This is a genomic window from Streptomyces sp. NPDC048171 (genome assembly GCF_043202655.1).
GTDB lineage: Bacteria > Actinomycetota > Actinomycetes > Streptomycetales > Streptomycetaceae > Streptomyces.
Window position 1 is genome coordinate 72,512 of the sequence record NZ_JBIDAU010000012.1, and the last position, 19,542, is coordinate 92,053.

General features: G+C 68.6%; 16 protein-coding genes and 1 pseudogene. 7 read left to right on the forward strand and 10 right to left on the reverse strand.

Translation table 11 applies throughout. The features are described from left to right. Positions 1 to 346 precede the first annotated feature (346 nt). On the reverse strand, positions 347 to 943 hold the full coding sequence (locus tag ACGF3J_RS30705; protein ID WP_161331730.1) for a dihydrofolate reductase family protein: 597 nt from the start codon (positions 941 to 943) through the stop codon (positions 347 to 349). 623 nt (positions 944 to 1,566) lie between these two features. On the opposite strand from ACGF3J_RS30705, the gene ACGF3J_RS30710 reads away from it, so the two are divergent. From ACGF3J_RS30710 to ACGF3J_RS30740, 7 genes are all read left to right on the forward strand, one after another. Further along, complete coding sequence (locus tag ACGF3J_RS30710) at positions 1,567 to 1,941, forward strand: hypothetical protein (RefSeq protein WP_202558860.1); 375 nt, start codon at positions 1,567 to 1,569, stop codon at positions 1,939 to 1,941. Positions 1,942 to 2,100: 159 nt separating this feature from the next. Continuing rightward, complete coding sequence (locus tag ACGF3J_RS30715; protein ID WP_161331728.1) at positions 2,101 to 2,340, forward strand: hypothetical protein; 240 nt, start codon at positions 2,101 to 2,103, stop codon at positions 2,338 to 2,340. A gap of 179 nt (positions 2,341 to 2,519) precedes the next feature. Then, positions 2,520 to 2,882, forward strand: coding sequence for a hypothetical protein (locus ACGF3J_RS30720; RefSeq protein WP_393855235.1), 363 nt, complete (start codon positions 2,520 to 2,522; stop codon positions 2,880 to 2,882). An 8-nt stretch (positions 2,883 to 2,890) separates the two neighbouring features. Then, entirely contained in the window at positions 2,891 to 3,805 is a 915-nt protein-coding gene (locus ACGF3J_RS30725; RefSeq protein ID WP_161331725.1) for a hypothetical protein, read from the forward strand. A gap of 29 nt (positions 3,806 to 3,834) precedes the next feature. Further along, positions 3,835 to 8,292 (forward strand): CHAT domain-containing protein, encoded by a 4,458-nt coding sequence (locus ACGF3J_RS30730; protein ID WP_393855236.1) that lies wholly within the window; start codon positions 3,835 to 3,837, stop codon positions 8,290 to 8,292. 553 nt (positions 8,293 to 8,845) lie between these two features. Continuing rightward, positions 8,846 to 10,330 (forward strand): helix-turn-helix domain-containing protein, encoded by a 1,485-nt coding sequence (locus ACGF3J_RS30735; RefSeq protein ID WP_346346291.1) that lies wholly within the window; start codon positions 8,846 to 8,848, stop codon positions 10,328 to 10,330. Positions 10,331 to 10,483: 153 nt separating this feature from the next. Further along, a complete protein-coding gene (locus ACGF3J_RS30740; protein ID WP_161331720.1) occupies positions 10,484 to 10,876 on the forward strand; it encodes a hypothetical protein in 393 nt (130 codons plus the stop codon). On the opposite strand, the gene ACGF3J_RS30745 is transcribed toward ACGF3J_RS30740, so the two are convergent. From ACGF3J_RS30745 to ACGF3J_RS30785, 9 genes and pseudogenes are all read right to left on the reverse strand, one after another. After that, the gene (locus ACGF3J_RS30745; RefSeq protein ID WP_161331718.1) at positions 10,873 to 11,826 is read right to left on the reverse strand and encodes an IS481 family transposase; all 954 of its coding nucleotides are present in this window, start codon (positions 11,824 to 11,826) and stop codon (positions 10,873 to 10,875) included. The two genes, ACGF3J_RS30740 and ACGF3J_RS30745, sit on opposite strands and share 4 nt — an antisense overlap. Positions 11,827 to 12,006: 180 nt before the next feature. Continuing rightward, positions 12,007 to 12,513: a DUF6624 domain-containing protein gene (locus ACGF3J_RS30750; protein ID WP_161331717.1), complete on the reverse strand. Its 507-nt coding sequence runs from the start codon at positions 12,511 to 12,513 to the stop codon at positions 12,007 to 12,009. A 120-nt stretch (positions 12,514 to 12,633) separates the two neighbouring features. Beyond that, positions 12,634 to 13,058 (reverse strand): annotated as a pseudogene (locus ACGF3J_RS30755) (IS5/IS1182 family transposase); the annotation flags it as partial. 489 nt (positions 13,059 to 13,547) lie between these two features. Further along, a complete protein-coding gene (locus tag ACGF3J_RS30760; RefSeq protein ID WP_161331715.1) occupies positions 13,548 to 14,012 on the reverse strand; it encodes a hypothetical protein in 465 nt (154 codons plus the stop codon). Positions 14,013 to 14,081: 69 nt separating this feature from the next. Next, positions 14,082 to 14,975 (reverse strand): hypothetical protein, encoded by an 894-nt coding sequence (locus tag ACGF3J_RS30765; RefSeq protein ID WP_161331713.1) that lies wholly within the window; start codon positions 14,973 to 14,975, stop codon positions 14,082 to 14,084. Positions 14,976 to 16,291: 1,316 nt separating this feature from the next. Beyond that, a complete protein-coding gene (locus tag ACGF3J_RS30770) occupies positions 16,292 to 17,218 on the reverse strand; it encodes a S9 family peptidase (protein ID WP_161331711.1) in 927 nt (308 codons plus the stop codon). Between the two features lie 36 nt (positions 17,219 to 17,254). Further along, positions 17,255 to 17,638 (reverse strand): thiol-disulfide oxidoreductase DCC family protein, encoded by a 384-nt coding sequence (locus ACGF3J_RS30775; protein ID WP_161331709.1) that lies wholly within the window; start codon positions 17,636 to 17,638, stop codon positions 17,255 to 17,257. A 174-nt stretch (positions 17,639 to 17,812) separates the two neighbouring features. Continuing rightward, a complete protein-coding gene (locus tag ACGF3J_RS30780; protein ID WP_161331708.1) occupies positions 17,813 to 18,460 on the reverse strand; it encodes a dihydrofolate reductase family protein in 648 nt (215 codons plus the stop codon). A gap of 130 nt (positions 18,461 to 18,590) precedes the next feature. Next, positions 18,591 to 19,472 (reverse strand): GNAT family N-acetyltransferase, encoded by an 882-nt coding sequence (locus ACGF3J_RS30785; RefSeq protein ID WP_161331706.1) that lies wholly within the window; start codon positions 19,470 to 19,472, stop codon positions 18,591 to 18,593. Positions 19,473 to 19,542: the final 70 nt, after the last annotated feature.

Here is a 19,542-nt window from a genome sequence, read left to right on the forward strand (position 1 = left end):
TGCGGGGAGCAGGCCGGACGTCCCCCCCGGCACGCCTGGCTATATTCACCAGTAGTGCCGTCAGTTGTTCACGGGTTTGGGAGGCACCCAGATCCACGGTCGGGTGATGTTCACGAGCTTCGACAGCACTGGGGGCTTGCCAGGGCAGCATCGCGATGTTCTCTGGGAAAGTTCTGATCATGCCCAGAGCCGAAGGTCGCGCCCCCGCGAGCCAGCTCGGGCGCCCCCGCGCTGCTCGCCTCTGTTGCAGCCGTCCGCGGCCTTGGCGCCGCGGCACGGCGGCGCTTGCGTGACCCTCTGAGCGCGCCCGAGCCCGGCCTCCACAAGCGCCGCTCGTCCGGAGCGTTCAGCTGCCGACGCGCGTGTACGTGAGGAACACCGCGCCGCTCTTGAGGGCGGTGTGGTCTGCGAGTGTCCAGGTGCGCGGGTCGAAGGCAGCCTTGCGGGAGAACAGCGGGATCCCGTCGCCGATGGTCAGCGGGCCGAGTTTGAGGATGAGCGTGTCGATCTCGGCGTACAGGGAGCCCGCGAGTTCGGCGCCGCCCAGGAGCCAGATGTCCTTGCCGTCCTGCTGCTTGAGTTCGCGCACGGTCGCCACCGGGTCGTCGGCGACCAATTCGACGGCCGGGTCCGGGCTCTCGGTCAGGGTCCGGGAAAACACCAGGTGACGCAGGTGGGGGTAGGCGTCGGTGATGCCGGCCGCAAGACCGATCTCGTAGCTGCGCCGCCCCTCCAGCACGGTGTCGAAGTGCGTGCCCTCCGTCGTGACGGACAAAGCCTGCCGGGCCTGGACGGGCAGCGTCTCCGGGTACTCAGCCACGAGGTGCTGTATGTAGTCCTCCGGTATGGGCCAGAAGCCGTTGGGACCGGTGGGGTCCCCGCCGTCCGGGCCCGCGATGAAGCCATCGAGGGTGGTGGCGATGTAGTGGACGAGTCTGCGCATGCCGGGTCCCTTCCGTTGGTCACGCTCTCGCACTACGACCCGGCACTGCCGGATGGCATCCCGAGGTGCGAGGCCGCTAAGCGATCATGGCATCCGTCCACCTGGCGCGGGCACCGTGCCGTCAAGTCTCGTGAACATTCGCCCGCGCGCCAGGGTTCAACTGCTGCCCGAGTCAGCCGAAGAACGCTGTCACTTGAAGTGGACAAAGCCACACGCCTGACAGCCGGGACCATCCCCGTGGGTGCGGGGAGCAGGCCCGCGACCACGCCGATCGGCTCCTGCCCAAGGGATCATCCCCACGGTTGCGGGGAGTAGCTGGCATCGCCCCGCGACGACGCCGCCCGGCAGGGATCATCCCCGCGGGTGCGGGTCGCAGCCCTGACACTTGCCGCATAACGACACGAACAGGCGTCCACCCTCCGGGGGCAAGGCCCGACAGTAGATGACGACAACCCAGCAAGGCTGCTCGACTCTGAGTGAACAGGCCGATGACACGGATGCCATCGCGGCACCGGCCGCTGCGGCCATGGCCGAAACGGTCGGCCGCGTGCTTGCGATGGCCGCCGCGGCGGCGGGTCCGTCGCGCCCGGCGATACCGCCGAGATTGGGCGATCACCGACGCGATGATCCGTCTGCTGGTGGGCACTCCGCTGCGCTCGGACGGCCAGCTGACGATCAAATCCCTCGCCCAAGAGGCGGGCCTCAAAAGCAACAAGCTCACCCACAAGCACACTGGCCTCAAAGACCTGTTCCAGGCCCTCGTGCGGATGCAGGACACCCGGCCGAAGGTCGTCGACGGCCTGCAGCGGGCCAACGACGAGCTGCAGCAGAAGATCACCCGCCTGCGTGCCGAGCGCGACCGGCTGCTCACGGACGTCCAGCAGCTGGTGCGAGTCATCCACGTCCTGGAGGTCGAGAACCAGCACCTGCGCGAAGCAGCCGACAGCGACGGCGTCGTTCGAGTGCTGCCCGTCCAGCACCGGCCCTCAACCTGCTGACCGTGATCACAACAGGGGCGCCCAACGCACCCAACCGGGCCTGGCTGTCGGCAGGGTGAGGGGTCGGCAGCAGGAGTGCTCGCTTAGGTGCTGCCAACGCGCAATGGTGACCGCTCTGGGCAGAAGCCCCCCTGATCGCAGGAGTTGGAGCAGTGATGCTTGTGCGCACCGACGCAGAGCACAGAGGGCCGTCGGACCGCCGCCGAAGATGGAGCCAGTGTTGCGCACGGCATCGCACCCGTCGAGGTGCCGGACGCCGACGATTTGGAGTTCTTCCTGGCGGCGGGACTGGAGATCCTGGCGAGCGGCGAACTGCCGCTGACCACCACCGACCGCACACTCGACGGCAGCCGTACCGAACTGCCCACGCGGTGGCTGGACATGGGCCGCGCGGGGTGAGGTAGTCAGCTCACCGGCGGAGTACGGAATCCACTGGCGTTCCCTGGCAACTGCCAGAGCGACTGTTCACGCGATTGCTGGTTCCCGTGACGGGGCGGCGACGGGCGCCGTACCGTGGCGGGAAGGGGGTGGAGATGCCCGAACGATTGGCGTTTGCTCTGGCCAGGGTCTGTGGCGACGTGGCCTACTACCGAGCGCTGCTGGTCGACGACGGCAGCGACGATTCCACGCCACTGGCCAGGCTCATGGCTGCTGCTGCCGCTGCCGCTGCCGTCAGCGCGCCTGACGAGTCCGCGGACACCGAACAGACGCTACTGGCGCTGCTCGACGCGGTCCATACCGCCGTACAGTCCCAGGGCGACGCGCAGGGCATCTACGGCCCCTTCGCCCATCGCTCCGAGTCCGTCGGGATGGAGTCGGTGGAGGCCGTCTACCGGTGCCCCTGGCAGAGGTGCCTCGGCCGGGCCGAGAGCGACGTCACGGAACCCCGGCCACGCTGTTCCGTGACCGGGCTGGAGCTCCTGCGCGAGCGGCTCGACTAGTGGGCGGTGTGCTCAACGAACTGGGCAAGAAGCTGGCGGAGCGCTGGGTCTCGTTGCTTGTGCTGCCCGGCGTGCTGTACCTGTCACTGTTCTACGTCGCGACAGCGCTCGGCCATACGAACGCGCTGAACCTGGACCGGCTGATCCAGGACGTCACAGCCCGGGCGAAGGAGCCCATCGCGACCACAGGCGCGGGCCAGGCCATCCTGCTGGCCGCCACCCTGATCGGCGCGGCCTTCGTCGGGGTCGCCGCACAGAGCCTGGGGTCCCTGATCGAGCGGGTCATGCTCGCCGCGGGGTGGCGGCAGTGGCGGCGTCCGTTGAGTACGGTCGTCGGCCTCGTCGTCGGGTGGCGCCGACACCGTTGGGACAACGCGCACTCGATCTGGCAGACCCAGCTCTCAGCGGCCAGAGCACCACGCCCCGCCGACCGGCCCAACCCGAACGTCCGCCATCGGGCCACCCGTAAACGCAACGGCATCTCCGTCGAGCGGCCGGCTAGGCCCACCTGGAGCGGCGACCGGCTTCACGCGGTGACACTCCGCATGGATCGCGACTACCAGCTGGACGTTGCCACGGTCTGGCCGTCCCTCTGGCTGGTGCTGCCTGAACAGGTGCGCGCCGACGTCACCTCCGCGCGCAGCGCTCTCTCCCGGGCCACCACACTGGCAGCCTGGTCGCTGCTGTGCGCCCTCCTGATCTGGTGGTGGTGGCCGGGCGCGGTGATCTCCGGTGTTCTGGCGATCACCGCACGCCACCGTGTGCGGGTCACCTCCGATGCGTACGCACGGCTTGTGGAAGCCGCCCTGCGCGTGCACGCCGGTGACCTTGCTCGGCAACTCGGCAGCGGCCACGCGGGCCTGCTCGACGAAACACTCGGATTCGGCCTCACACGTCATCTGCGAGGCCGACCAGGACTCTGACGTCCCAGCAGGCAGGACGGAGACAGCGGATGAGCGAGAACGTGATGGCGGCGGCGCAGGAGCGGCTGACGTGGATCAACATGACCGGAGACGGGTCCGCGGCCCTGGGGGACCAGGCTCTCCAGGAGCTCAGGGACTTGGCCGACATGTTGCGTGCCGATCCGGAGAACCTGCACGCCCGTCGCCTCTTCGGGTGCCTGCTCTGGCTCCACGCCGAGGCGCGGGGGGACGACGTTTTGCGCGCCCAGTGGGGCCGTGTCGTCGACATCCTCACCCCGTGTTTCATCGCCGGGCTGCCGGACCTTCCGGCTCCGATCCAGCCCGAGCTGGCCGACGCCGCCGTGCCGACGGCACGCCGCATGCTGGAGCGGGTCTTCGCCTCGACCGATGCGGATCTGCTCATGAACACCGTCGATCTCTGGCAGCGCATCGTGGTGTCGCTGCCCGAAGGGTGGCCCGGACTTGCCAGTTGTCTGTCCGATCTGGGAGGTGCGCTCCTCGCCAGATTCGACCGGCTGAGCGACGATCGTGACCTGGAGGAGGCGGTGAGGGTCGGAAGGGAGTCGGTCGCGGCCGGTGGCCCAGACCAGGCCCATCTGCTGGGCAACCTGTGCAATTCATTGACCACTCGATTCGAGCGGTTCGGTAGTGCGGCTGACCTCGACGAGGCCATCACGCTGAGTCGGGCTTCCCTGCGGGCTCGAACCGAGTGGGACGACGGGCGGGTGACCAGTCAGTGCGGGCTGGCCCATGCCCTACAGCGCAGGCACGGACTCACCGCTGAGCGAGGCGACCTCGACGAGGCGATCAGCCTGCTCCAGGACGCGGTCACCTGCACACCGTCTGAGGACCCCCGCTGGATCATCATCGCATCCAACCTTGGTGTCGCTCTGAGAGGGAGATACGAGATCACGGCCGCGCTGGAAGACCTCAACCGGGCGGTCGACACCGCCCGTGAGGCGGTGCGCCTGACGCCCCCAGGGCATCCCATGCTGCTGATGACCCTGGCGGGGCTGAGCGCCAATCTGCAATTGAGGTTCGACCGGACGGGAGACATGGCGGACCTCGACTCGGCCATCTCCATCGGACGCGCCACGGCCGAGACGGTGGGCCAGCGGCACGTCCAGCGGGCCACGTACCTGTCCGACCTGGCAGCGGCGTTGCAGGAACGCTTCAAGCAGGCGGGGTCCCAGCAGGACCTGGACGAGTCGGTCGCACTGTTGGAAGAGGCCGTGGCCGTGACGCCCGACGGCGAGGTCGAGTGGGCCGGTCGACGGTCGAACCTCGCGGGGGCCCTCCAACTCCGGTACGAGAGCGAGGGATCGTTCGCGGACCTCAACCAGGCCGTCACCCTGCTGAGCGAAGCGGTGCGGGCGAGCCCGGCGACGCCGGCCTATCTGACCAACCTGGCGGCGGCGCTGACGAGGAGGGCCCGGCACACGAACGCGTTGGAGGACCTCGATCGGGCCCTACAGGTGGCCCGGGAAGCACTGCTGAGCGCACCCGTCGAGCACGCGGACAGAGCCGTGATGGAATCCACGCTGGTCGCGGCTCTTATGAGAAGGTTCCAGCGGACGGGGTCCGACACCGACCTGGACGAAGCGCTGGAGAGCGCGCGTCGGTCACTTCGGGACACACCCGCGGACCATCCCGGACGTGCCGGCCGACTGGACGATGTGTCCACGGTGCTCGGAGAGTTGTTCGAGGCCGGTGGGGACCCGCTCGTCCTGGACGAGGCGATCAGACTGCGCCGAGAGGCCATCGCGGCCACCCCGGCCGGGCACACCGACTGGGCCGGACGGCTTTCCGGGCTGGGCGTGCTCCTCCGTCGGCAGTCCAGAGTGTCGTCCTCGTCGGCGTTGCTCGACGAGGCGATCGGCCTCGGCCGCCAGGCGGTCGACATCGTTCCCGACCATCATCCGGAGCAGGCCGTTCACCTCTCCAACCTGGCGGCCACGCTCACCGAACGCTATACCCGCACCGGCAGCTCGAAGGACCTGAACGAGGCGGTCGACATGGTGCGAAAGGCCATAGCGGCCACCCCGGTCGACCATTATGAACGTCTTCCGATGCAGATGAACTTGTCCTTCGCGTTAGGCGAGCGGTACCTGCGCGCGGGAGCCGTGGAAGACCTGGAGGAAGGGCTCGCGGCAGCGCGCCAGGCGGCCGAGGCGACTCCCGACGACGACGGTGAGCTGGCCTCACGCCTCTCCAACCTGGGGGCGGCGCTGACGAGCCGGTTCAAACGGATGGGCCGTCGAGTAGACCTGGACCAAGCGGTGTACGCCTTCCGTAGGGCCCTGCGAGCCGCCTCTCACTCTGGCGACCACGCCATCGGCCTGGCCAACCTCGGCAGCGTCCTGGTGGCCGGTTATAAGGCTACGGGCGGCGCGGAGTACCTGGCCGAGGCCCTGGACGTGGCGAAGAGGGCCGTCGAAGCCACGGCGGAAGGGGACCCCGCTCGGCCGATGCGACAGTCCAACCTCACGGCCGTCCTGTCCGACATGTACGACCTGGAGGGCGCGGCGGGTTATCTGGACGAGGCCGTCGAGGTCGGCCGGGAGGCGGTCAGGGGAGCCGTGGCGGGCCAACCGGAGCACGCGTTCTATCTGCACAATCTCGCGCAGTCTCTGCGCATCCGGGGGACCCGCAACGACGACGCCGCCGACCTGGAGTTGGCCGCGTCCACGTTTGTACAGGCGGCGGAGACCTTGTCGGCCGCGCCGGCGGTCCGCATCCAGGCGGCGCGCAACGCGGCCCACATCCTGGGAACGAACCGGGCCGAGCAGGCCGCGGACCTCCTCGCGACAGCGGTGAACCTGCTGGTGGAGACCGTGCCCCAGCAACTGCGCCAGGGAGATCAGCAACACGCGATCGCGAGGTTCGCGGGGCTGGCCGGAGAAGCCGCCGCGTTCGCACTGGCCGACGGCCGGGGCAGCGACGAGGAGCGGACTTTGCGCGCGATTCAGCTGCTGGACCAGGGCAGGGCCGTGCTGATGAGCCAGTCGATCTCCACCCGTGACGACTTGACGGTCCTGCGTCTGAAGCGGTCCGACCTGGCCACCCGCTTCGTGGAACTGACGGATCTTCTGGACCGGTCGTCGGGTGTCTCGCCATTCGAGTCGCCGACCAGTGCAACGAGCGGGAGCCTTACGGACAGGGGACGGCAGGCAGACGTGGACCGCACGTCGACCGCCCAGGAACTGGCCGAGGTCGTCTCCGAGATCCGCGACGTCGAGGGGTGCGAATTGTTCGGGCTGCCCCCGACGGTCGCGATGCTCCGGCAGGAGGCGTCGCACGGCCCTGTGATCGCGTTCAACGTCACTCCACAGCGCAGCGACGCCCTTCTGCTCACGTCCGGGGGCGCCTGTTCGTGTGAGCTGCCGCAGCTCACGATGGAGGCTCTGACCGAGCAGATAAACTCCTTCTACCGGGCCCTGCATGACTCCTGGACGAACCCCGACGGTCTGCGGCGGGTGCAGGCACAGGCCGAGCTGGTAGGCGTGCTGGCGTGGCTTTGGGACACCGCGGTCGGCCCGGTGTTCGATGCTCTGGCGGCCCAGGAGGTCCGGGTCGGGACCACGTCACGGACCGAACCCGGCGCCGACACTGACGACGAACCGCCCCGGATCTGGTGGATGCCCGGCGGGCTCTTGGGTCTACTGCCGTTGCACGCGGCCGGGCGCCACAGCGGAAGTCCCGGGGGCCAGGCTCCGCGGTCCGCCATGGACCTCGTCGTCGCGTCGTACACCCCCACGGTTCGAGCACTGCGCTATTCGCGTCAACACGTCAGGCGGAACGACGAGGAGGCCGTGCGGAAGGAGGCGGACGCCCTGATCGTCGCCATGCCGACCACCCCCGGGGTTCCCGGCGGCGGTCGGCTCGCCTTCGTCGACGCGGAGGCCTTCGCCGTGCGGGACTCCCTGCCGAGGGCCGTTCTCCTGCGTAAGCCTGATCCGGACGGAGGATCGCAAGACGACACCACGTCCGTCGTTCCGACCAAGGACGCCGTGCTGTCGCGTCTCCCGTCCTCGTTCCTGGTGCACTTCGCGTGCCACGGCTCGGTTCACCCGACCGACCCCTCGCAAAGTCGCCTGCTCCTCCACGACCACGAGAGCAGCCCCCTCACCGTCAGCAGCCTCTCCACCCTCCGGCTGCGGAAGGCCCAACTCGCCTTCCTTTCCGCCTGTGACACCGCCGGAGCGAGGACCGTCGAACTGATCGACGAGGCGATTCATCTGGCCTCAGCGCTCCAGCTCTGCGGATTTCCGCGAGTAATCGGCACGATGTGGTACGTGGACGACGGCATGGCGGTGCGTATCGCCGACGCGTTCTACTCCCAGCTGGACACGAGCGGAACAGACGCCGGGCGATGTGTCGATACCAGCCAGTCCGCGTACGCCCTGCACCGGGTCATTTGCTCGATTCGCGACGAATTCCCGAGAACGCCCTCCCTGTGGGCCGGCTATCTACACGCGGGTGTCTGACGAACGCGGACCCGTCCTCGCGCGGGCTGACGCATCCCGGCACCCGCGGTGCGAGGGGTGAAGGGGGCGGCCTGAACCTCCCTGTTTGCGCGGCGAGTTGCTGCAGCTTCGGTAGCTCGAAGAGGGCGACGCGGATGTCCTGGGCCCGGATATGCGGGAAGCTCTTGGCGATCTCACCACGACCTGGGGTGGGATCCCGGGGCGAGCCCAGTGTCCCGCAGGGCGTGTCGCGCCCGGTAGGCACCAGTCTCCAGGTGTCCGCGATCAAGGGGAAGGTTCACCCGATCTGAGGAGAAGAGGACAGCGGTTCGGGCGAGCCGGAGTGGTTGGGAGGGGCTTCGGTGGGAGCATCAAGGCGGGCCGGCGTGGTGCACCTGCGGGTGGGGCCTTCGTCGTCCTGGTAGTGGATGGTTTCACTGTTGGAGCGGGGCGCTGCGTGAGCGGCCGACCGGGGCTCAAGGATGAGCGCGCGGGAATCTGCAATTACCTCTAGTCCGCGGGTGCGCGTCGGCTGACTAGGGCAAGGCGGCCGATGAGCTGGCGGGGGAGAGCCGTGCCGATACCTCAGGTGCTCGATGAGTTGTTACGTCAGCTGAGGCCTCGTGGCGGTCAGGACGTCATTCTTGATCCGCAGGGATTGATCGACTGGGTGGGGCGGCACATCCGCGCGGAGATAGCCTTGGTCGACCGCGCGGGCGAGGTGGAGGTGGCCACTGCCCGGTTTGCGCCGGAGGTGCTCTCAGGTCTCCAGCCGGTGCTGACGCAGTTGTCCAGCGGACAGTTGGCCGCTGCGGCCTCGCAGCCGGGTGGATTCCACGTGCGGTGCGAAGCGCTGGGGCGGCACGTGCCTCGTCCGGTGCTGGTGGTGGGCAGTCTCCTGCCGGTGACACGTGAGGCGCTGGCGCTGGCGTCTCATGTAGGCGCCCTGGTCGAGGTGTTGCGACAAGCCAGGCAGGCCGACGACCTCGCCCTGCGCTACCAGCAGGTGGCATCACGGCTGCGCCTGGCGGTTTTCATGGCCCTGATGGCCGGAAATCCGACGCTGGCTCGCCGGATGACGGCCGGCGCCCTTCCGCCGCTACTGGACGCAGAGCGTCTGTGCATCCACCTGCTGCGCTGCCCGCCCGCAGACCGCGGCAGGCTCATCGCCGCCTACGAGGATGCGTCCGGCTATCACGGCCGCGGCTTGATGGTGCGCTGTCCGGTCTACGACCATCACCTCATCTGTCTCCTGCCCGTGGAGCACGACGACGACAACGACAACGTGGGCGGCGGCCTGGCCGTGTCCTTGCGGGCGCTGGTACGAGACGATCCGCGCTACGCGCTGGGCATCGGCGCCCCCGTGCCCCTACCGGCCACTGCGCGCGCCTACGATCAAGCCCGCCATGCCCTGGCCGTCGCCCGCCACACGCCCGAACGTATCGCCCACTACCACGACCAGCCACAGCTAGCAGGACTGCTCCCCCGTCAACAAGCCCTTGCCTGGGCCCACGCCTTCCTCGATCCGATCAGCACAGCCCCCCAGCTCACCCTCGACATCACCAGCCTTGCCCTGAACTTTCCCCGCGCCGGTGTCGCTCGGCTGCTCGACATCAGCCGCAACACCGTCACCGCCCACCTGAGGCGTGTCCAAGACGCCCTCGGCCTCAACCTGCTGGACCCGCGCAGCCGCGCCGAGCTCGCCCTGGCCCTGGCGGTCAACGACCTCCCGCCACCCGACGTCAACGCCGCAGCCGAGCAGGCGCCCACGCCGTCGGTGGACAGTCTGCTGTCCACGGAAGCGGCCATCACCTGGGCCCACGCCTTCCTCCAACCACTGCAGACCGGCGCAGACCGCGCCGTGCAACGGACCCTGCAGGCCTGGATTCAAGCCGACACCGATGCCCAGCGAACCGCCCACAACCTCGGCATCAGCCGCACCACCGTCCGCGCCCACCTGCGCGCCGCCGAACAGCTCCTGAAGCGCAGCCTCCAGACACCTGGCCCAGGCACCCTTGAACTCGTCCACGCACTCCGCATCGCTGACCGTGCACCGTGAACAGCCGCCACCCCGCGACTGCGCACCGTGCGCATTGTCCGCCAGCGACAGCCCTCCCTACAGTCTGTTTCACCCGGCCCGCCAGTGCGTCTGGGGTGATCTCCAGAGGGCGTGTCATGGGTCGCTTCATCACTGCTCGTAAGGGGAATCGCTGTGCGTAACTTCAAGAACAAGACTGTGTCCGTTGTGCTCGGTGGCGTCATGGCCGGGGGGCTCCTCCTCGCGGCAGGGTCACCGGCTGCCGCAGCCTCCTGCAGCGTTAGGGCCGGCAACGTGCAGAAGACCGGAGCTTCCACCGGAGATTCCTGGGTCACCGGCTACGGTGCCTGGACCGGCAGCGGCTGCGGTTACATGAAGATCAAGATTCAGCGCAAGGTCCTGGGGATCTGGGTCACCTCGAACAGCGACGGCTGGAACGCCAGCGGCGACAGCTCCGGCAACGTCTCGGTGAGAAACAAGTGCAGTGGTACTGACACCTGGCGAGTGTGGATCGACGGGGAGAACACCGACAGCAGGACAGGTCCCACGAAGTCGATCACCTGCTAGGTGTATTGACCCGCAGGGTTGTTCACGCGGCTGATCGGTGGGTGGCCGCCGAGTGCGGTGTGGCAGTGGTGGTGGTTGTAGGTGTGCAGGAAGTCTGCCAGTGCTGCCGTTCGTTCGTTGTTGTTGGTGTAGGGCCGCAGGTAGGCCCATTCGTCGAGCAGGGTGCGGTTGAAGCGTTCGACCTTGCCGTTGGTCTGGGGCCGGTAGGCGCGGGTGAGCTTGCCGGTCGAGCTGAGGTCGGCCAGGGCGTCGCGCCAGGCGAAGCTCTTGCGGTAGGGCCAGGCGTTGTCGGTCAGGACCCGCTCGATGCGGTCGATGCCGTGTGCGGTGAAGAAGGCGGCGGCCCGGCGCAGGAAGTCTGCGCAGGTGGCAGCCTTCTCGTCGCCGTGGATCTCGCTGTAGGCGAGACGGGTGTGGTCGTCGACGGCGGAGTGGATGTAGTCGAAGCCCACGTTGCTGCGGGTGACGCGGCCGGCTTGGCGGCCCAGGACTTTGTGGCCGCCGTCGGGGATCCGGCCGAGCTTCTTGACGTCGACGTGGACGAGTTCGCCGGGCCGGTCGCGTTCGTAGCGGCGGATGATCTCCCCGGTGGGCCTGTCCAGGAATGCCAGACGGTTCAGGCCGTGGCGGACCAGGATCCGGTGAGTCGTTGAGGCGGGCAGGCCCAGGATCGGGGCGATGCGGGCCGGGCCGAGCTTGCGGTCCTGCCGAAGGCGGCATGCCTGGGCCTCGGTCGCCGCCGGCGTGCGGTGCGGTGTCGTGCGAGGGCGGCTGGAGCGGTCGTGCAGCCCTTGCTCGCCTTCGGCTCGCCATCGCCGGAACCACTTGTGGGCCGTGACGCGCGAGATGCCCATCTCGGCTGCGACATGTGCGACAGGGCGGCCGGTGCGGACACGCTCGACCAACAGCCGCCTGCCGTGAACGGTCAGCCGGGCATTACGGTGGAACACGAAGGCCTCCGTGCGGTGAAGATTCGACACCTCCACCACACACGGGGCCTTCGCCATGATCAAGCCCGGCCACCGTTGACAACGCTCATGATCAATACACCTAGGGCGTGTCCGGCGGATCATTGCCTGCGGCAGGCGAGCCCGGGCAATGATCCTTCGGACGCGACTGGAAACGGGGCGTCAGGCCATGGAGAACTTGGCGACGTACTCGTCGAGGGGCTCGATACCGACTTCCCCACGGAGTTCGTCCATGCGCTCGGGCTCTTCACAGGGCCACGGAACCGGTGTCCCGGCCTTCACGCCGGCGATTTGAGTGCCGTAGACCTGCTTGCGGCCCTCGTTGACCAGCGTGCGGTCACGCAGGAAGGCCAGCTCGCGCGGGCTGGCCGAGCCTGCCGACACCGCCTGCTGCATCAAGTGGAGGGCGCGACGCTGAACGTCGAGCTGCCGGTCGGCGTGCTGAGCAATGAGCCATGCCGCGCGTGCGGCTTCCTCGCCGACCAATTCCGCCGTCGGCCAGCCGTACTCGTCCATGATCTCGTTGAGCCGGTCACCGTGCCGGGCAGTCAGTCGCCGCCAGGCCAGCTGCTCGGCGGGGTCGTCGTTGTTCGCGCGGACTGCCAACTGGTGATCGGCCGCAGCCATATCCGTGAGTTCCGCTGTCAGTGCGGCAACGTCGTGCGCCACTCTCAACTCCCAAGTGAGATCCGTGCTTTGTGTCCGCCCGCAAGCCTAGAGGTGCAAATCGGGTGTAAAGATCATTCCGGAGAACGGTGACAGGCGCCTCGCCGCACCGGGATAATGGATCTACCCCCGGAGCCAGAGCCGGATCGCTGCGACGGTCACAGTGCCCTGGAAGACGTAGACAGGCTTGTCGAACCTCTTGGCAACGGCCCGGAGTGATCGTGCGCTCGACTTCGTTTCTGCGCTTGTAGACCGTCTTGTCGAAGCCGTCGGGCCACCCTTGCTGCCGCGGCGTTGGCAGTTCGCCCGCTGGTTCTTCGGCTCGGGGATGGTGTGCTTGATCTGCCGTCTGCCCAGGTATCGGCGGTTACGCCGGAAGGGAATAGGCCTTGTCGCCGCCGAGGTGGCCAGGCCGGGTGCGGGGGCGTCCGCCGCCGAGCCGGCCGACACGGATGCGTTCCATGACAGGGATGAGGCTGCGGCGCGTCGCCCCACTGGCCCGGAGTGATCAGCAAGGTCAGAGGGCGGTGCCCGCCTTCTCCGGCGATCCATCGGATCGACCGACTCACGTTGCAAGGTGTGGCGAGACGATCAGAGCAGGTCCTCTGGCTCTGAGGTCCCATCAGGGCAATTAGGGAGCGTCCTTGTTGACTCGGTGCGGCGGATCTCGATGTGCCGCTGCGGCGGCACGCCGAGGGCCTGGCTGTGCTGGGCAGCCAGCCAGCCAGCCGTGCCGATGCCGCGGGTCGGCCAGCGTGGCCAGCCGCTGCGGCAGTCCCGCAAGGGTGCGGTGCTGACGCGGGCGACTTGATCAGACAGACGTTGGCAGACTGACGACACATCGAAGCTCCGGTCGGCAGGGCGTCTTGAGAGATCACCCGCTCCAACCGGAGCTTCGTTGCGTACGAGACGGGACGGCCGGCAGGCGTCACACCACCGTGACCCGCAACTTCCCACTGCTACTGGGACTTTGAAACAGGCCTGACCCGCCTACTTACCAGGCTGCACGACTGTGTCAAAGGGTGTGGTGGAGAGGGTCACACCGCGAGGGCCGAGCAGGCAGTCCTGGCGACCCAACGGTGCGAACCTATGGCGTTGTTGACGGAGCCGAAGGTTCTGTCTCCGAGCCAGTAGTCGTCGGTGAGATCGCGGACGAATCCTTCGGCACGGGTGAGGCAGATGTGGAAATTGCTGTTGCCTCCCGTCCCCAGGTAGAACTTCACCTCGGAGTAGTTGCCCTTGTTGACTACGGAGCTGGCGCTGTAGGCGTCGTTGCCCCGAAAAGAGCCGGAGCTGTCGCCCCAGTTCAGGTCGTTGCCCTCAGCCATGCCGAGGTAGCCGTCACAGTTGACCTGCGAGTAGGCGGACATGTAACCGCTGACGGCGTTCTCGTAGTTGTCCCAGCAGGTCCCGGGGGTTTCGGCTGAAGCACTGGGAGCGAGGCCGAGGACCGCGACCCCCGTCAGGGCCGCCACGGCGGCAGCCGAGCCAAATGTGGACATGCGCATGCTGATCTCCTCTGTTGCAGGTGTGTTTGCTTGCCGGCAGTCGAATGTCTGCCGGAGTCATGGTCAGGACAGGACGTCCTGGGCCTGCCGCAGGGCGTGCAGGCGCATTTTCCGGTAGGTGGACCACTGTTCGCTGTACGGCTCCAGCGTCGAGGCCCGGTAGTCGTCCTCCAGGCCGCGGAGCACCCTGCCCAGGGAGGACTCGACAGTGCAGGTCGCCTCGGTGACGGCGAGCTTCCTGTCGAAGGCGTCGGCTTCGGTATCCGGCATCTCCTCGACGGCCTCCGCCCTCTTCTGCCGGAGATCGTCGGGGCTGTCGAAGGACCGTCCGGCTCTCGTCATGCAGTCGGCCCACCGACGGAGCGCTTTCGTGAAGCGTTCGTCCTGTTTCAGGGGCTGCACGTAGAGGGGGAGGGCGCTCTCCACGGTCCGGCGTGCGGTGTACCAGATCGCGGCATCGCCGTAGAGTTCGGCGCGTGCTTCGTTGGTACATCCCCCGCGTGGGGTTTCCACCTTGCCAAGGTTTCCGGGGAGTTTGACTGTCATCCTGTCCCTGTAGTCGCCGTCGAGAGCCCGGGTATAACTGACACGCCCTTCCTTGGTCAGTTTGTTTTGGTATATGACGGTCCGGTGGGAGATTCGAATCTTTTCGCCACGTTCTTCGAACCCTCGACCGTATCCGTACTTCTTGGCCCACCGCACGGACTCGATGACGTAATTTCCCGACTTTCGCTCGTCAACGCTGGGCACTGGGAACTCCCAGTAGGGCAAACCCTCATCCCTCATGCATGTCTTGATGAGCTTCTGTTCGGCCCGCTCGATCTTGACGACTTCCTCGTTGGTCAGATCCCGGACCTTGGAGTCTGAGATTTCCTCCCACGGTCGCGGTTCATCAGCGCAACCTGCGAGCAGGAAGAGAGCCGTAAGTGTGAACGTGGCCGAATACTTCCGCCTCACCGATGTGCACCCTTCCATGTTCCGGTCAGAGGTTTATCTCTCCCGTGAACTGCTCAGAACTACGTGATCAAAAGACGGCAACGGCACACCGAACCTGCCGGATGTGACGCCACTGGTTCCGCGCCCGTCATCTGCCGCTGGGCCGGCGTGGAAGCCGCCATGGGCGTACCCATGGCGGCCAGGGTGCCAACGGCGACCCCGACCGCGGCGGTGACGCTGACAAGTGCCTTCGTAAGAGCGCCCCTGCTGCCCCCTCCGATGGGTGCGATGAGCGGAACCGACCACACCGGCCGACCTGCAACGAGGCTGCGGCTCTGGCGCGATGCTCGGCCACAGTTGACCCAGAAGTGGCCTCATCCCGGGACGTCCCAGGCGCTGACCTGCTGAAACACAGTCTGCCGAGTCTCCACGGCGGGACGACCGCGAGCCTGCCATGGCCGTGCACGAGGGCGGGACCCCCACTCGCCATGACGGCTGATGAAGAACGAGGCCGGGACACGGGGGTCAGGGCAGAACCTGCAGCCTGAGCAAGATGACGCGCAAGCGATCCCCCTTCTCTGGACTCGCCGCTCGCGCCACTGGCACCAAGGGGACGAGGGTGGCACCTCGGGCAGGTCCTCGAAGGGCAGAGCCTCCTGTGGCACCGGCAGGCGAACCGGTACCGCGCCGGGGCGGCGAAAGGGTCAGGGGACCAACCGGCGACGAGAAAGAGGAGTGCCGTCGGTGGCTGGGTGCTACGACCAGTGGGTGGCCCGCTTCTTCTCCCACCACTGGGGTGGGCTGCCCGGACGTCCATGGGCCGGGGTCGCAGCGGTGGGCCGCTGGCCTGCTGCTGGTGGGAACGGGCGGGCGGCGATCGCCGCGAGCCGGATGCCGTGCCCCCGATCACGCAGCCCGGCCGCACCGGCTCGGCCCGTCGCCCCACGATCCGCTGTGCGCGCCGTGACCGGATCTCGGACGGTGACCCGTGCGCCCTCGCCGCCCGGGGGCGCATCCTGGGAGGTGAGCCGTGACGGTTCCGTCTGCCCGAACCGAGCAGCAGGTCATGCCAACCCCGCACGTCCACATGGACTCCCATGAGAGGGGCAGCACCGGGGTCAAGGTCACCGAGGGCAGCGACAAGTCCTGGGAGAACGCGGGCTACGAGTGGGCTCCGTCGCACAACCGGGTCACGGTCACCACACCCGTGCCGTGCCCAGTGCCCCGGCTCCAGGGCGGCCAGAACCGGCGCGGGGGCCGCTCACCCGACAGGACGCGCTCGGGCGGCCGCGACGTGCGGACTGTGAATCGGGGCAGGCCCGGGACGGTGGGCGCGGTCAACGTCGTCGCAGCCAGCCGGTCAGCTTGGTGAAGTACTCCGGTGGAGGCTCGTCGCCCTCCGGCAGTCGCATGCGGTGGTCCGCTCCCGGGAGGACCTCGACCGTCAGTGTGGCGCGACGGTGGCGTGACGGGTGGGCGACGGTTGTACCCAGCACGCGGAGGCTCTCGGCGACCGGGATCAGCGGGTCCGCGCCACCGAAGAGCGCCAGGTGAGGGCAGCGCAGGCGGAGGAGGTCGCCGGTCGGCTCGTGGTCCTGTTTGCGTTTGAGGAAGGTCCAGAGACTGTCGTCGACATCGCCCCAGTAGAACTCCAGCCCGGGGGGCCTGCCCGCGTGGTCCACGAGTCGCATGGCCGTCGCGAAGTCCGCGTCGCGTCGGCCCGCTTCGATCAGACGGTCGTAGAGGTCCAGAGTGCGTTCGACGTCGTTCTGGGAGTGGGGGCGAGTCTCATGGAGGTGGTTGGCCAGGGCGTGACGCTCCTGCACAGCCGGGCTCGTTCCGGGGCAGCTGTTGGTGACGACCCAGGGGAGGTCGTCCCGGGCGGCGGCCGCTCGGAGGACCACCCAGCCTCCCTCGCTGTGGCCGAAGAGGCCCGCGGTCTCGGAGCGTACCCCTGGCTGGGACCGGAGGAAGTCGAGCGCGGCCCTCGCGTCGGCGGCCAGGTCGCTCAGGGTGGCGGCGCGCCAGTCGCCGGACGATCCGCCGACGCCCCGCTTGTCGTAGGAGAGCACGGCGATGCCGGCGTTCAGCAGATGCCGGCGCAGGGGCGCGAAGAACGTGCCGTTGTGCCGGTCGGTCGGCCCGGAGCCGCCGACCAGCACGACACCCGCGCGGGCCGGCGTTCGCCGCGGTACCGACAGGGAACCGGCCAGCCCCACCGGTCCGTTGCGAAACTCGACGTCCCGCACGTCCACGCCTTCCATCGGACCAGTCTCCACGATCGGCGCCGCCAGGCCGGGTCACATGCTCCGAGGTTCCGGCACCCCGCACGCCTCGGTCCTCCCCGGCAGCCGTGAGCGGTTGTCGGCCACCAGGCGGTACAGGACGTGGGCCGCGCTCCGGGCCACCGGCACCAGCAGGGCCGCCCCGAGCAGGCTCCACGCGCCGCCCGCGCTCAGCAGCAGTTTCGCGACCGCGTCGGAGCCGCCGTAGACCGTACCGGCCGGTGTCACCCACAACACCTCGTGCCGGGCACGGTCCCCGCTCACGCCCAGGGCCCCGAGGTCGGCGCGCTGCCGGGCGACGCTGACGCAGCGGGGGCGCACCCGGCGCTCCAGCACCCGCACCGCGGTGGTGCAGAAGCCGCAGTCGCCGTCGAAGACGAGCACAGGCAAGGTCCGCATGTGTTCATGGTGCCCCCTGTCCGCCCAGGGGGCACCACCCGCGTCGGCCCAGTCCCGTCCGCAGACCATCACGCGCCTGCCCGTCCTCAAGGCACTGCAGGGTCCTGGAGCCGCGTTCCGGTGCCGCTCAGAGCGAGCGCCGCCTTCGTGGACGCCCGGACGGTTCCCGGCGTGCTACTTCCGCCAGAACAGGTGGTGCACCACCCCGCTCGAGCTGGGGACCACGTCGAGGTGGAAGCGGTCGGTCAGCTCGTCCGGGGACTCCCACAGGCGGGCACCGCAGCCGAGCGTGATCGACGGGTTCACCACCACGTGCAAGGTGTCCACCAGGTCCGCCTCCAGGAAGGCGCGGATGGTCGTGGCGCCGCCACCGACGCGGACGTCCTTGCCCTGGGCCGCCTCCTTCGCCCTCTCCAGGACCTTGGCGGGGTCCTCGTCGACGAAATGGAAGGTCGTGTCCGACAGGGAGAAGGACGGGCGGGTGTGGTGGGTCATGACGAAGACCGGGGTGTGGAAGGGCGGTTCGTCGCCCCACCAGCCCTGCCACTCCTCGTTCTCCCAAGGACCGCGCTTCGGGCCGAACTTGTTGCGGCCCATGATCTCGGCGCCGATGTCGCGGTCGTAGTCGCGGATGAAGTAGTCGTCCAGTCCGCGGCTGCCGCCCGGCTCCGTCCGCATCTTCCAGCTGGCCGTGGCACCTGCCCAGCTCAGCAAGCTCATCGGATCGGCGTGGCCGAAGGGCCGCTCCAGGCACTGCCCCTCGCCCGCGCCGAACCCGTCGTTCGAGACGGTGAAGTTCTGGACCCGCAGCAACTGCGCCATGTGCTACCTGCTCCCGTTCGGTGATCTCTGGTCATTGCTGTTGGACGGGTAGACCCGCGGGCCCGGGAAAAGTCATCGCAGCCGTGCCCGCGGCGCCTCCGCGACGGTACTGCTCGGCCAGGGTTTCCGCTCAACCGCCGTACCGAAGTCCTCCGAGGCTGAGGTCGTAGCCGGTGAAGTCGGCGTACGGCAGGTAGCCAATGCGCCGGTACAGCGCGTTGCTCGTGAGGTTGGCGGGGTCGGTGAACAGGACGACATCGGTCGCGCCGGCGTTCAGCGCGGCCCGGGTCACCGCGACGGTCACGGCGCCCGCGTAGCCCCGGCCGCGGAGCCGGGCCGGGGTGTAGACGGGATCGATGCGGACCTGGCCGCCGACCAGCGGGTTGGCGCCCGCCATGGAGACGGGGGTGCCGTCCGCGTCCTCCCAGTAGGTGTAGCGCTTCTCGGCGAAGCGGGTGCCGGCCCAGGTGCCGGCGTCTATGGAGACGCTCTCCCCGACGTCCGCCGCGAAGTCGCGGCACCAGCCCATGAGGTGCTCGTGTTCCCGCACCTCCACCGACCTTCCCCGGCCCGCCGGAACCGGCTCCGGCGGGGTCAGCGTGCCGAGACGGTGCAACCGGCCGCGCCAACCGGCCACGGCCGCGGCGCCGGTGTGCCGCTGCCAGGCCTCGGCGAACCCGGTGGCGGTGTCGTGGTCGGCGAGCACGCCGGTGACGGTCAGGCCGAGGCCCGTGAGGCGGCCGGCGAGGACGTCGGCCTGCTCGGGGGAGAGGGCGGTGAGGGTGACGCGGCGGGACGGCAGGCGGTAGAGGGCCGCGTGAACCTTGCCCGCCGCCTCCAGCAGCCCGAACACGACTGGGCCGGCACCGAACGCGGCCCTGCCCCGGGTGCGCATCTTCTCCAGCGTCGTCAATTGCGTGGTGTGCAGGGCGGGTCGTGAGCGCAGGAAGTCTCCGGCGCGGGCGAGGAACGTGTCGAGGTCTTCGGTGAAGTGCCAGTCGTCCGGTCGCATACTTCATGATCTACGACGCGGGCGGGTCCGGGGGAGTGCTGTGCCCGAAGTGCGTTCGACCGACGCCCCG